15 protein-coding genes are annotated in these 13,039 nt (G+C 62.1%); 11 read left to right on the top strand and 4 right to left on the bottom strand.

Annotated elements, in window-relative coordinates:
* Positions 1-4 precede the first annotated feature (4 nt).
* Genes recR through LPW30_RS10505 form a run of 3 tightly spaced genes read left to right on the top strand, consistent with a single transcriptional unit; the run spans position 5 to position 1,855 of the window.
* The gene (recR, locus tag LPW30_RS10515) at positions 5-601 is read left to right on the top strand and encodes a recombination mediator RecR (RefSeq protein ID WP_025281038.1); all 597 of its coding nucleotides are present in this window, start codon (positions 5-7) and stop codon (positions 599-601) included.
* Between the two features lie 44 nt (positions 602-645).
* The gene (locus LPW30_RS10510) at positions 646-990 is read left to right on the top strand and encodes a histidine triad nucleotide-binding protein (RefSeq protein WP_025281039.1); all 345 of its coding nucleotides are present in this window, start codon (positions 646-648) and stop codon (positions 988-990) included.
* 22 nt (positions 991-1,012) lie between these two features.
* Positions 1,013-1,855 (top strand): hypothetical protein, encoded by an 843-nt coding sequence (locus LPW30_RS10505; RefSeq protein WP_239680813.1) that lies wholly within the window; start codon positions 1,013-1,015, stop codon positions 1,853-1,855.
* A 21-nt stretch (positions 1,856-1,876) separates the two neighbouring features.
* Here the strand turns inward: LPW30_RS10505 and rsgA are convergent, their stop codons facing one another.
* Entirely contained in the window at positions 1,877-2,755 is an 879-nt protein-coding gene (rsgA, locus tag LPW30_RS10500) for a ribosome small subunit-dependent GTPase A (protein ID WP_239680812.1), read from the bottom strand.
* Positions 2,756-2,774: 19 nt separating this feature from the next.
* Entirely contained in the window at positions 2,775-3,116 is a 342-nt protein-coding gene (locus LPW30_RS10495; RefSeq protein ID WP_239680811.1) for a 4a-hydroxytetrahydrobiopterin dehydratase, read from the bottom strand.
* A 96-nt stretch (positions 3,117-3,212) separates the two neighbouring features.
* Here LPW30_RS10495 and orn point away from each other — a divergent pair, with 96 nt between their 5' ends.
* Positions 3,213-3,758, top strand: a complete 546-nt coding sequence (gene orn, locus LPW30_RS10490) for an oligoribonuclease (protein ID WP_025281043.1) — start codon at positions 3,213-3,215, stop codon at positions 3,756-3,758.
* A 6-nt stretch (positions 3,759-3,764) separates the two neighbouring features.
* Here the strand turns inward: orn and LPW30_RS10485 are convergent, their stop codons facing one another.
* Together LPW30_RS10485 and nadB are read right to left on the bottom strand one after the other, a co-directional pair.
* Positions 3,765-4,625: a sulfurtransferase gene (locus tag LPW30_RS10485; protein WP_239680810.1), complete on the bottom strand. Its 861-nt coding sequence runs from the start codon at positions 4,623-4,625 to the stop codon at positions 3,765-3,767.
* Positions 4,618-6,267, bottom strand: a complete 1,650-nt coding sequence (gene nadB / locus LPW30_RS10480) for an L-aspartate oxidase (protein ID WP_025281045.1) — start codon at positions 6,265-6,267, stop codon at positions 4,618-4,620. The genes LPW30_RS10485 and nadB overlap by 8 nt, the downstream gene beginning before the upstream one ends.
* Before the next feature lie 354 nt (positions 6,268-6,621).
* Between nadB and rpoE the strand changes: the two genes are divergently transcribed.
* The 7 genes from rpoE to lepA all read left to right on the top strand — a co-directional run bounded on the left by rpoE (position 6,622) and on the right by lepA (position 13,033).
* The gene (rpoE, locus tag LPW30_RS10475) at positions 6,622-7,197 is read left to right on the top strand and encodes an RNA polymerase sigma factor RpoE (protein WP_239680809.1); all 576 of its coding nucleotides are present in this window, start codon (positions 6,622-6,624) and stop codon (positions 7,195-7,197) included.
* A gap of 24 nt (positions 7,198-7,221) precedes the next feature.
* Positions 7,222-7,848 carry a sigma-E factor negative regulatory protein gene (locus tag LPW30_RS10470; protein WP_238624541.1) on the top strand — a complete coding sequence of 209 codons (627 nt, stop codon included), beginning with the start codon at positions 7,222-7,224 and terminating at the stop codon, positions 7,846-7,848.
* A 4-nt stretch (positions 7,849-7,852) separates the two neighbouring features.
* The gene (locus LPW30_RS10465; RefSeq protein WP_239680808.1) at positions 7,853-8,842 is read left to right on the top strand and encodes a MucB/RseB C-terminal domain-containing protein; all 990 of its coding nucleotides are present in this window, start codon (positions 7,853-7,855) and stop codon (positions 8,840-8,842) included.
* Positions 8,839-9,315, top strand: a complete 477-nt coding sequence (locus LPW30_RS10460) for a SoxR reducing system RseC family protein (RefSeq protein WP_025281049.1) — start codon at positions 8,839-8,841, stop codon at positions 9,313-9,315. The genes LPW30_RS10465 and LPW30_RS10460 overlap by 4 nt, the downstream gene beginning before the upstream one ends.
* A gap of 55 nt (positions 9,316-9,370) precedes the next feature.
* Positions 9,371-10,825 carry a DegQ family serine endoprotease gene (locus tag LPW30_RS10455; RefSeq protein WP_239680807.1) on the top strand — a complete coding sequence of 485 codons (1,455 nt, stop codon included), beginning with the start codon at positions 9,371-9,373 and terminating at the stop codon, positions 10,823-10,825.
* Positions 10,826-10,829: 4 nt separating this feature from the next.
* Positions 10,830-11,072, top strand: a complete 243-nt coding sequence (locus tag LPW30_RS10450) for a glutaredoxin family protein (protein ID WP_239680806.1) — start codon at positions 10,830-10,832, stop codon at positions 11,070-11,072.
* A 134-nt stretch (positions 11,073-11,206) separates the two neighbouring features.
* Positions 11,207-13,033, top strand: coding sequence for a translation elongation factor 4 (gene lepA, locus LPW30_RS10445; RefSeq protein WP_029762302.1), 1,827 nt, complete (start codon positions 11,207-11,209; stop codon positions 13,031-13,033).
* Positions 13,034-13,039: the final 6 nt, after the last annotated feature.

The following is a 13,039-nucleotide window of genomic DNA, read 5'->3' as shown; positions in this document are numbered from 1 at the left end:
CGCCGTGGCCGAAACCTCTTTGCTGGAGCGCCTGGTGGAGGGCTTGAGATGCCTCCCCGGCGTGGGCCCGAAATCCGCCCAGCGCATGGCATTGCATGTGCTGGAGCGGGATCGCGAGGGGGCTCTGCGCCTGGCGGCTGTGTTGCGCGAGGCCGTGGAGCGCATCGGCCACTGCCGGGTGTGCCGCACCCTCACCGAGCATGAAGTCTGTCATCTCTGTGCCGATTCGAGTCGTGACCGGCAGGTGATGTGTGTGGTTGAAGCGCCTGCGGATGTACTGGCCATCGAGCAGGCCACCGGCTTTCGCGGTCAGTACCATGTCCTGCTGGGGCAGTTGTCTCCCCTGGATGGCGTGGGCCCCGAGGAACTCGGTCTGGATCAACTGGAGGCGCGACTGGGCGAAGGGCAGGTGACTGAACTGATCCTGGCCATGGGCACTACCGTGGAGGGGGAGGTGACAGCCCACTACATCAGTGAAATGGCCCGGTCACGGGGTATCCGCACCACCCGAATTGCCCATGGGATCCCCCTGGGGGGCGAGCTGGAATATGTGGACCGTGGAACCTTGTCTCATGCCTTTGACGGGCGCCGGGAATATTGAATGAGCGGACACACCATCCGCCTGAAAACCGTGATGGGGAATGCATGACCGATTGTATTTTTTGCAAGATTGCCGAAGGCACCATCCCTGCTGACAAGGTGTATGAGGACGAACTGGTCGTGGCCTTTCGTGACCTCAACCCAAAGGCGCCGGTGCATGTGCTGGTGATACCGCGCAAGCATATTGCCACCCTCAACGACCTGACCGAGGAAGATCATGCCGTCCTGGCCCGGTTGCAGTGGGTGGCCACTCGCGTGGCACAGCAGGAGGGGATCGCTGAGGATGGCTACCGAACCGTGATGAACTGCAATGCAGACGGTGGACAGTCCGTCTACCATGTACACTTGCATGTGCTGGGCGGGCGCCAGATGGAGTGGCCTCCGGGCTGACCATTCACTGAGGATCGCTGAAATGAACAAGTCTCTCTCCACTCTATGCCTGGGCGCGGTGCTGTCGTGCGCAGCAGGCGTGAGTGCGGACGAGGCACTGCATCCGGCGCTATCTCCTGGTGTCAACCTGTCTCAGTGGGATGTCCCCAGTGCCTGGGGGGGCGAGTCCGAGGTAGGGCCGCGATTCACCGTGGGGCCGTATTGGGAGAATTTCCTCACCCAGGGTAACGGACACCTGAGGGCCCTGGACGGGCGTCTTTTCCGCGAGAGCCTGGATTATGACCTGCGGCGTCAGGCCGATCGTGTACCGGCACCCAGGGGGCGCATGACGGGGACTGGCATCGAGGCCGTGGGAGGCTACCAGTTGGGCTATGTGGCGGACCGGGTGCGTTACGATCTGGTAATGGGCGTGGGCTATGACCGGGTTCGCCAGGCCTGGGACCGGGGATTGCAGAGTGCCGGTCGGGTCGGTGGCTTCGAGGATGAACTGCACCCCGTTTTTTACACCCGCATCGGGGCAGGCCCGGTCTTCGAGACGGAACAATGGCGCGGACGTTTGCATATGGGCCTGAAATACCCCCTGGACCTGGATGACGAGCTGGACCTGGCCTCCCTGATGTTTGGTCAGGACCCGGCTCACATGTCCCAGTACCACTCCGGGAGTTTTGTGAACTTCAGCAACCTCTTTCTGCTGAGGGGCAACGAGTTCCGCCTGGACTTCTACTACGACCGCTATCGGCTATCATCTCCGGGTCTTGGGGGAGGCGGGCTTGACGCATCGGGGCTGGATTGCCTTGATTGTGGCACCGGCTCCACCCAGAGCAATGTGGAGATCTTCGGTATCGAGATGGGCGTGAATTTCTAGCCATCGGAGCCACCGGCCGATTCACCCCGGAAGCAGATTCCGGTAGCTCTCATATCGTCGTGGGCTGATGTGCCCGGCTTTCACCGCCTCGATCACCGCACAGCCTGGCTCCACCGTGTGGCTGCAGTCCTGAAATCGACATTCGCCCGCCCGTTCGCGAAGCTCCACGAAGCCCTGCACCAGCGCCTCCCGGGACGCAGGCCCGGGCGTGAAGTCACGGACACCAGGGGAGTCGATCAAGGCGCCACCACATTCCAGGGGATAGAGCGTGGCATTGGTCGTGGTATGCCGCCCACCTTCGCCCCCCATCTCGGAGAGGGCGCCGATGCGGATCTCCAGGTCCGGCAACAGGGCCTTGACCAGGGAAGACTTGCCCACCCCCGACTGACCCACCAGCACACTCACCCCCGAAGACAGTGCAGCCCGGAGCGTATCCATGCCCCGATCGTGCGGGACACTGGCGTGTATGACGTCGTAACCCAGGTCCCGATACTCGGTCAGGGGTGAGGGCAACGGGCTCCCCATGGGCAGCAGGTCCACTTTATTAAACAGGATCACGCCCCGGGCGGGCATGCGCTCAATGGCCGCCAGATACCGATCCACCAGCGACCAGTTGGGTTCCGGAGCCGGCGCAATGACCACCACCACCTGACTCAGGTTGGCCGCCACACTCTTGTGGTTGCCGCGAGGGTCAACCCGTTCCAGCAGGTTGGTGCGTGGCAGGATGTCGGTGACCACGGCGTGCCCCTGCGCATCCCGATGCCACTGCACCCGGTCATTGCACACGCCATGCTCCAGGCGCCGGCGGGTGGTGCAGCGGTGGACCGCTCCCTGGTCGTCTTCCACTAATACCTGTGATCCGAAGCGGGTGACCACCCGGCCGGCCATGGATTGGGTCATTGTGTGTTCCGTGGGTTGTCTAAGTGTGCAGCAGCTGATCCACCTTGGCGGCACAGATGAAATCATTCTCCGACAGGCCGCCAATGGCATGGGTGGCGAAATCCACCCGGCATTGATTGTAACTTACGGCCATGTCCGGGTGATGATCCTGCTGGTGGGCAATCCAGGCCACGGCATTCACGAATGCCATGGTTTCATGGTAGTTGCGAAAGCGCACCGTGCGGCTCAATGTCCTGGCGTCCTCGGATAGCTGCCAATCGTTGGCGAGCTTCTCCATCATTCCCTTGGTTGCGCTCTCATCAAGAGGGGCGACCCCACCTTCGCAGGGTACGCATTGCTTCTGGCTCAGTGACTCATTCATGCAACCTCCCAGGGCGGCGCGGGCCGCCTCGAAAATGTGCGTCTCTACGGTGTAGACTGTGCCACAGTCGTCACGTTCGAACAAAAAAGGAACCCCATGAGCCCTCACCCGGATAACCTGGTCTGGATTGACCTTGAGATGACCGGTCTGGACCCCCTGTCGGACTACATCATCGAGATTGCCACCATCGTCACTGACAAGAATCTCAACATCCTGGCTGAAGGGCCGGTCATCGCCATTCATCAGAGCGAGGAAATTCTCGGCGGTCTTGACGACTGGAATCACAGCACGCATAGCCGCTCCGGACTCCTTCAGCGGGTGCGGGGCAGCATGTACAACGAGGTGGATGCCGAGCAGGCCACCCTGCGTTTTTTGAGGGAATATGTGCCGGCACGCACATCGCCCATGTGCGGCAACACCATCTGCCAGGATCGGCGTTTCCTACACCGCTGCATGCCCGACCTGGAAGCATTCTTCCATTACCGCAACCTGGATGTGAGCACGCTCAAGGAGCTGGCGCGGCGTTGGGCGCCGGAAGTGCTCAACTCCCTCTCCAAGGATGCCACGCACCAGGCCCTGCAGGACATTCGCGATTCCATCGCCGAGTTGCGCCACTACCGGGAGCACCTGCTCAAGGTTTAGCCGGGCTCAGGGTTCGATGGGGGTGTCCGGGCGGTTGCCCCAGTCGGACCAGCTTCCGGGGTAGCCACGCACCTTCTCGAAGCCCAGATGCCTGAGCACCAGCCAGGTGTAGGCGGAACGGTGATGGGTGTGACAGTAGGTGACGATCTCCTTGTCGCGGGCGAGGCCCTGGGTGCCCAACTCCTGCAGCAGCACCTTCTCCGGGCGCAATCGAAGGTCTCGGTCCTCATCCATGGCCCGAGTCCATTCGTACAAAATGGCGCCGGGGATGTGCCCGCCACGTTCGGCGCGGACATCGCTGCCATCGAATTCCTCGGGGCTGCGGGCATCCAGAAATGCCACGCGGGGATCGTGCAGATGCGACAGGATCCAGTCTCGATCGGCTACCTGTGAATGGTCAAACGTGCCCACCGGGTAGTCGCCCGGATCAATGCTGGGTTCCTGGGTGGTCACCGGCATGTTTTCCCGGCGCCAGCCTTCCAGCCCCCCATCCAGCAATGACAACCGCTCATGACCCACCACTGCCAGGGTCCACAGCAGACGCGAGGCCTTGCCACCTCCCTCGTCATCATAAGCCACCACGTGACTGCCGGGATGAATGCCCAACTCCCGGAATAGCTGCTCCAGATCATGGGCTTCGGGAATCATGCCCATGGCCGGGGGGTCATCCCTCAGCAGGCGAGGGTAATCCAGATGCACGGCGGCAGGCAGATGCCCCTGGGCGTAATGGTCCGCCTCGCTCACATCAATGATTCGAAGAGTGGCATCCTGAAGTCGGGCCTCAAGAGCGCGCGCATCGATAAGCAGTGGTGTCTCAAGCAAGGGGGGCTCCGGGGGCATGGTGGATTCCTCAAGAAGATCACGCATGGGGCAACTCCCTACCCGGGGTGCCCCCGGGCACCAGCAAGGTGGGAATGCCATCCAGTGCCGGATCGGTATCGGGATAATCGATGGTGTAGTGCAGGCCCCGGCTCTCCTGCCGGGAGAGCGCGCTGCGGATGATGATCTCTGCCACAACGGCCAGGTTACGCAATTCGATCAGGTCGTTGCTCACCCGGAAATTGCTGTAATACTCCTGGATTTCTCCCTGGAGTAACTCGATGCGGCGCAGGGCCCGTTGCAGACGCTTGCTGGAACGCACGATGCCCACGTAGTCCCACATGAAACGGCGCAGCTCATCCCAGTTGTGCGAAACCACCACCTCTTCGTCGGAATCAGTGACCCGGCTCTCGTCCCAGGGGGGTATCTGGGCGTCACGGGTGACGTGATCCGTGTGCGCGAGAATGTGTGTTGCGGCTGAACGGGCGAATACCAGACATTCCAGCAGCGAGTTGCTGGCCATGCGGTTGGCCCCGTGAAGCCCGGTGTAGGCCACCTCGCCGATGGCGTATAGTCCATCCAGGTCTGTGCGTGCGCTGAGGTCGGTGACCACCCCACCACAGGTGTAATGGGCGGCGGGCACCACCGGCAGTGGGTCGCGGGTGATGTCGAAGCCGAATTCCAGGCAGCGCTTGTAGATGGTGGGGAAATGCCCCTTGATGAAGTCGGCCGGTTTATGGGAGATGTCCAGGAACAGATGATCGGCTCCCAGGCGCTTCATTTCATGGTCGATGGCCCGGGCGACGATGTCTCTCGGAGCCAGCTCGCCGCGGGGGTCGAAATCATGCATGAAAGGGTCGCCATTGGGTAGCAGCAGGCGGCCGCCTTCGCCGCGTACTGCCTCGGAGATGAGGAAGGACTTGGCCTTGGGATGGAAAAGACAGGTGGGATGGAACTGCATGAACTCCATATTGGCCACCCGACAGCCGGCCCGCCACGCCATGGCGATGCCGTCACCCGTGGAGCCATCCGGGTTGCTACTGTAGAGATACACCTTGCTGGCACCGCCTGTGGCCAGCACCACGGCCGATGCGTCGAAGATCTCCACCTGCTGGCGGTCCAGGTCCAGCACGTAAGCACCCAGGCAGCGCTCTCCGGGCAGGCCGAGTTTGGCGCTGTTGATCAGGTCGACGGCGATGTGATGTTCGAACAACTGGATGTTGTCGTGACGTCGTACCTGTTCCACCAGGGTGGATTCGATGGCCTGGCCGGTGGCGTCGGCGGCATGGACCACGCGGCGGTGGCTGTGCCCTCCCTCGCGGGTCAGGTGCAGCTGCACCCGGCCATTCTCGGTGGGTTCGCGCGTGAAGGGGACGCCCAGGTCCAGCAGCCACTGGATGCTTTGGGGTCCGTTCTCCACCGTGTGGCGCACCGCCTTTTCATCGCACAGGCCAGCTCCTGCGCCCAGCGTGTCGCGTACGTGAGCGTCGATGGAATCTTTCCGATCGAGCACCGCCGATACGCCCCCCTGGGCGTAGAGGGTGCTGCCTTCGGTGATCGGCCCCTTGCTCAGTACCGCCACCCGGCGCTCCGAGGCCAGGTGCAACGCCAGGCTCAGGCCGGCGGCGCCACTGCCAATGATCAGGACATCCGCTGACTGGCGCTCGGGCGCCTGGGTATCTTCCTGCATGGGTTTACAGCCTCGCGTAAGATGTCAGCCTCGATTGATCCGTCCGGGGTGTCATGGGGCACTTCCGGTTGTCCTGGGAGTACCCGGGTCCGTCAGGACTCGGGCCTTGGTCACGGGGCGCCTCCCAGGGCGGCCCTTGCTTGAGGCTATGTTGTTATATGGGTTATTTTGTCACAGTTTTTCGCGCTGTCACACGTGCCGGGGGGCGGGCTCAAAAATTGACCTATGCCAAGCATTTGCGGGAAAAGACCTGCAGATGGGAAAGTGTTTGTCCCATTTGCCAGAACTTAAAGAGGGTTTTCATGTCCATCGCAGTTAGGGTACAGGAGGTGCCCTTAGAGGGGGAGTGCCCGCATGGGCAATAAAGTTACCGACGAGGAATTGGTCAGGCGTGTTCAGGCCGGGGACAAGAAGGCTTTCGACATGTTGGTGCTCAAGTACCAGCACAAGATCGTCAATCTGGTCTCACGCTACGTGCATGACCCCTCCACGGCGCTGGACGTGGCCCAGGAAGCCTTCATCAAGGCCTATCGGGGCCTCGCGAATTTCCGTGGAGATAGCGCTTTTTACACGTGGTTGTACCGGATCGCGATCAACACCGCGAAGAACTATCTGGTGTCACAAAGCCGCAGAACACCGGACTACGAGGTGGATGCCCAGGATGCCGAGCAGATGGGCGGCGAATCGGCTCTCAAGGAATATGCAACCCCGGAAGGGGAAATGATGTCAGATGAGATACGCATGGCCGTTCAGGAGGCCATCGGCGGTCTTCCGGAAGACCTGAGAATCGCCATCACGCTGCGTGAACTGGAAGGCATGAGTTACGAGGAGATCGCGCAGACCATGGGGTGTCCCATTGGCACGGTGCGGTCCCGAATTTTCAGGGCCCGGGAGGCGATTGACCGAACCTTGCGGCCTCTGCTGGATTAAAGCTCTACATAAGCGAGAAGTCACATGACAGCCACTAAAGAGGAAAGACTCTCTGCACTGGTCGACGACGAGGCCGATGCATTCGAGCTCCGCCGGCTGGTGGACGAGATGGAGAAAAACCCCGAGGACCTGTCCCAATGGGGGCGTTACCACCTCATCGGGGACGTCATGCGTGGGAATACCCTGCGCGCCCCCGCGGGTTTCAGCGACCGGGTGATGCAGGCCATCGAGGAAGAGCCCGCGCCCACCGTTTCGCCCTGGGCGAGGCACGGTCGGATGCTGAAACCCGTGGCTGGCATGGGCATGGCGGCCGCCGTGGCCGTGGCAGTGCTGGTGGGTGTGCAGAACTTCACCGGCGATGCCCGTGATCCAGGGTCTGCTGAACCGGCGATGGCGGGCACCGACTCCGACCTTCGTTCGGTGCAGTTCGGGCAAGGTCAGCAGCCGCGCTATCAGTCCGTCTTCCCCTCGGATACCCGCAGTACCCAGGTTCAGCACTCCCCGGTGGAGATGGGTGGTCATCGGGCGCTGCGCATCGACATGGGCGACGCCCGTTTCAACAGTTACCTGATCAATCACACGGAATCGACAGTGGGGGCCGGGGTGTTTCCCCAGACGCGAAACGCGGGTCACGGCGCTTCGGGTGAATGATCCGATGATGCGCAGGCTCCCAGCCTGTCTGGCGATGGCCGCATTGCTCGCCTCGGCGGTGGCCGCGGCGTCGGAGACGACAGCCGATGACCTGGTCGCAAAGATGGTCCGTGCAGTGGACCAGTTGAATTATGAAGGGATTTTTGTCTTTTCTCAGGAAAACCGCATGGAGACCATGCATATCCTGCATGGCCGGGACGAGCAGGGCTCCCGTGAGCGCCTGACGGCGCTTACCGGCGAACTCCGGGAGGTCATCAAGGATGATCATTCCATTACCTGCATTCGGGCAGACAGTGGCTCCGTGTGCATGGAGCCACGCAAGACACTGATGGGCATGCCCGGGATGAGTCCTCTGCGAGGTGGTACGGAGGGCCTGCGGGATAACTACCGCGTCAATGCGGGTGCGTCATACAGGATTGCGGGTCTCTCCTGTCGCGAGGTGGCCATCCTGCCCAGGGATGAGCTCCGCTATGGCCATCGCCTGTGTATCCATGAAGACTCGGGCATGCTCCTCAAGGCCCAGCTCCAGGGGCATGATGGTGGGGTGCTGGAGCAGTTCATGTTCACCCATATCGAATTCCCCGAATCGGTCGACGAAGAACGCTTCCAGCCGACCCTGGAAGGCGAGGGTTTCACTGTGCAGCGCCTTGAAAAAAGGGATCGCCCCGAGCGGGAAGTGATGGAGCCCGCTCCCCACTGGCATCTGCGCGATCTGCCCCGTGGCTTTGATGTCACCGCGGTACGCAAGCGAGCCATGGACGCCAATCCCCACCCTGTGCAACACATGGTGCTCTCTGATGGCATGGCCACGGTGTCGGTATTCATTTCCCGCGCAGAGCGCCCCGAGGACCTGCTGGTCGGCGTCACGCGTTCGGGTGCCCTGCATGCGGCCGCCCGGCCGGTGGGGGATTATCAGATCACCGTGCTGGGGGAGGTGCCGGCAGCGACCGTGCGCCTGATTGCCGAATCCGTCGTCCACGAGGAAAGCCCGTGATAGAAGAAACCGCCCGTGTGATTGCCGTGGATGAGCCGGGCTTTGCCTGGGTGGACACCCAGCGCAAGACCGCTTGTGGCTCCTGTGCCGTGTCCAGCGGCTGTGGCACCAGCGTGATCGCCAAGCTGTTCAGTGCCAAGCGCACCCAGGTTCGGGTCATCGACCCGCTGGGCGTCAAGCTGGGGGAGGAAGTGATGGTGGGCATCGAGGAGTCTGCCCTGGTGCGGGGCTCCCTGGCGGTCTACATCCTGCCCCTGATCACGATGTTGCTGGCTGCGTTGGTGGCTCAGGGGCTGTGGTCCGGTGCCGGTGAACTTCCGGTGGTGTTCGCCGGTCTGTTGGGACTGGGCGGGGGCCTGGGCCTTGTGGCCTTGTACACGCGACGGATTCGTCGTGACCCGCGTTTCCAGCCGGTGGTGGTTCGCCGCCTGGGTCCACCGGTGACGCCCGTGGAGGGTGTGCTGGCTCCCTGACGTGATAAGCACCAACCGACATTCAATCCACGGACCGACCTGCGAGCGCATGTTCATGATACCGAGCACTCGTTTCAAACTGTTTTTCTCTCTGGTTCTGGCCCTGGCGCTGATGTTTCCGGTGGCCGGCGCTGTGCAATCCAGAAGCCTCCCCGACTTCGTTCCCCTGGCAGAAGCCAACAGCCCTGCCGTTGTGAATATCAGCACGTCGCGCACCGTGGAGAGCCGAATGGGGCGGGGGCACCCTCCGATCGAACTACCGGACGGACTGCCCCAGGACGGACCTTTTGGCGATCTGCTGCGTCGCTTCTTCGGTGAAGAGGGACAGGGCGCACCCCGGCGCGAATTCGACTCCCGATCCCTGGGGTCAGGCTTCATCATCTCGGACGACGGCTACGTGGTGACCAACCATCATGTGGTGAAAGATGCCGACCAGATTGAGGTGCGCCTGAGTGACAGGCGTACCTTCGAGGCCGAATTGGTGGGATCCGATCCTCGTACCGACGTGGCCCTTCTGCGCATTGACGCCACCGACCTGCCCACCCTCAAGCTCGGTGACTCCGAGGATCTCAAGGTGGGTGAGTGGGTGCTGGCCATCGGATCCCCCTTTGGATTTGATCACTCGGTGACGGCCGGCATCATCAGTGCCAAGGGTCGCAGCCTGCCCACCGAGAACTATGTGCCGTTTTTGCAGACGGACGTGGCCATCAACCCGGGTAACTCCGGCGGACCGCTGTTCAATCTGGATGGAGAGGTCGTAGGCATCAACTCCCAGATCTACAGCCGCACGGGGGGCTTCATGGGTCTCTCGTTCGCCATCCCCATTGAGGTGGCCATGGATGTGGTGGATCAGCTTCGCGAAACCGGGCGTGTCAGCCGGGGTTGGCTGGGCGTGATGATCCAGGAAGTGACCCGTGATCTGGCTGACTCCTTCGATATGGATCGTCCCATGGGCGCACTGGTCGCGCGGGTGTTGCCCGACAGTCCTGCCGAGGCGGCCGGCCTCAAGAGCGGAGATGTGATCGTGGGCTTTGCGGGTGAGGAAGTCCCCCGTTCATCCGCGTTGCCCCCCATGGTGGGGCGTTTCTCCATCGGCGAGACTGCCGAGGTGGACATATTGCGTGACGGCGCGCCCAAGAGCCTGTCGGTGAAGATCGCCAGACTCCCTGAGAATGATGGCCAGGCTCGGGCACATACGCAGGCCCCCGTGGAGCCTCCGTCTGCCGCCATGGAGATGTTCGGCATGGATGTGGGGCCCGTGCCCGATGATATCCGCGAGCGACTGGACCTGCCGGAAGGCGGCGTGCTGGTGAAGGATGTAGCTCAGGGCGCGGCCCAGCGGGCGGGTATCCGCTCCGGGGACGTGTTGCTGATGATCAACAGCCATGCCCTGGAGTCACCGGAGCAGATGTCCCAGGTGATCGAAGACCTGCCCGCCGGGCGCTCCGCCCGGGTGCTGGTGCAGCGCCGTCAGGGTCCGATCTGGATGCCGCTGGAAGTGCCTGAGTGAGGCCATGGCAGCTTGTGTGACCGTTTATCATCGCGAGGGCTGTCATCTCTGCGATCGCATGTTTGCTGAACTCCGTTCGTTGCAACGCCGGCTGGATTTTCACGTCCAGCCGGTGGATATCGACGAAGATCCCCAATTGAAGGAGCGATTCAACGTCAAGGTGCCGGTGCTGGCGGTGGAGGACGACATCCTCTGCTGCCATTTCCTGGATGTGCCGGGGCTGGAGCGGGCCCTGGAGCCCGACTGACCTGTTCCCGGCCGCCCCCTCGCTGTTCCTGCCTGGGCCGAGTCTGTACAATGCGCGCAACCCATCTGGCTGCACCCGCCGCGGGCCCGATATTCCGGGGCACGTGCGGGTGCGCATCATTTTGAGCATCGCCCATGAGCAGTAGTCCCCCGATCGACGACAAACAACAGCGCATACGTAACTTCTCCATCATTGCCCACATCGACCATGGCAAGTCCACCCTGGCCGATCGCTTCATTCAGGAATGTGGCGGGCTCACCCAGCGGGAAATGGCGGAACAGGTTCTGGACTCCATGGACCTGGAGCGGGAACGGGGCATCACCATCAAGGCGCAGAGCGTCTCGCTGTTCTATACCGCCCAGGATGGCCTGGAATACCAGCTCAACTTCATCGACACCCCCGGTCACGTGGACTTCTCCTATGAGGTATCCCGGTCCCTGTATGCCTGCGAGGGGGCCCTGCTGGTGGTGGATGCATCCCAGGGGGTCGAGGCACAGAGCGTGGCCAACTGCTACACCGCGATTGATCAAGAACTGGAAGTGGTGCCAGTGCTCAACAAGATCGACCTGCCCGCCGCCGAGCCCGAACGCGTGGCCCATGAGATCGAGGAGATCATCGGCATCGAGGCACAGAACGCCGTGCGGGTGAGCGCCAAGACCGGCGAGGGTGTTTCCGAGTTGCTGGAAGCCCTGGTGGCCCGGATTCCCCCACCCCAGGGAAGTCCCGATGGCCCCCTCAAGGCCCTGATCATCGATTCGTGGTTTGACAACTACATGGGCGTGGTGGCCCTGGTGCGGGTCAAGCAGGGATGCATTCGGCCCAAACAAAAGATCATGGCCATGTCCACAGGGCGCAATCACCTGGTGGACAAGGTGGGCGTATTCAATCCCAAGCCCACGCCTTGCGACGTACTGGGCGTGGGGCAGGTGGGCTTTGTCATCGCCACCATCAAGGACATCACCGGGGCCAAGGTGGGGGATACCCTGACCAGCGCCGATCATCCCGCCGAATCCCCATTGCCGGGTTTCAAGGAGGTTCAGCCCCGGGTCTTTGCAGGCATCTTCCCGGTCAGCGCCGATGACTTCAATGATTTGCGTGAAGCCCTGGACAAGCTCCGCCTCAACGATGCCTCGTTGCACTATGAGCCGGAGACCTCCCAGGCCCTGGGCTTCGGTTTTCGCTGCGGTTTCCTGGGCATGCTGCACATGGAGATCATCCAGGAAAGGCTGGAGCGGGAGTATGACCTGGACCTGATCACCACCGCGCCCACCGTGATCTACGAGGTGGAGACCACCAGCGGCGAGGTGAAGACCATCCACAATCCCTCGCAGTTGCCGCCGAGCAATGAGCTGGCCGAGATCCGCGAACCCATCATCAGTGCCAACATCCTGCTGCCCCAGGACTATGTGGGCGCAGTGATCACCCTATGCGTGGAAAAACGGGGTGTGCAGACCCGCATGCAGTATCTGGGCAAGCAGGTCTCGCTGGGCTACGACATGCCCATGTCGGAGGTGGTGCTGGACTTTTTCGACCGCCTCAAGTCCGTCAGCCGCGGCTATGCCTCCTTTGACTATGAGCTCAAGAACTTCGAGGCGGCCCCCCTGGTGAAGGTGGATGTGCTCATCAATGGAGAGCGTGTGGATGCCCTTTCCATCATCACCCACAGGGATCAGGCCCAGACCCGGGGCAGGGACCTGACCGAGCGCATGGCCAAATTGATCCCTCGGCAGATGTTCGAAGTGGCCATCCAGGCTGCCATCGGCTCCAAGATCATCGCCCGCTCCTCCGTGAAGGCCCTGCGCAAGAACGTGACCGCCAAATGTTACGGCGGCGACGCCAGCCGCAAGCGCAAGCTGCTGGAAAAGCAGAAGGCCGGGAAGAAGCGCATGAAGAACATCGGCCGCGTCGAAGTACCCCAGGAGGCCTTCCTGGCGGTGCTTCAAGTGGACAACAAGGACTGATCGGAG

Origin of the sequence: Ectothiorhodospira variabilis (assembly GCF_022227625.1) — a bacterium.
In the GTDB taxonomy this organism is placed as follows: domain Bacteria; phylum Pseudomonadota; class Gammaproteobacteria; order Ectothiorhodospirales; family Ectothiorhodospiraceae; genus Ectothiorhodospira; species Ectothiorhodospira haloalkaliphila.
This window is presented reverse-complemented; position numbering and strand designations above follow the sequence as displayed.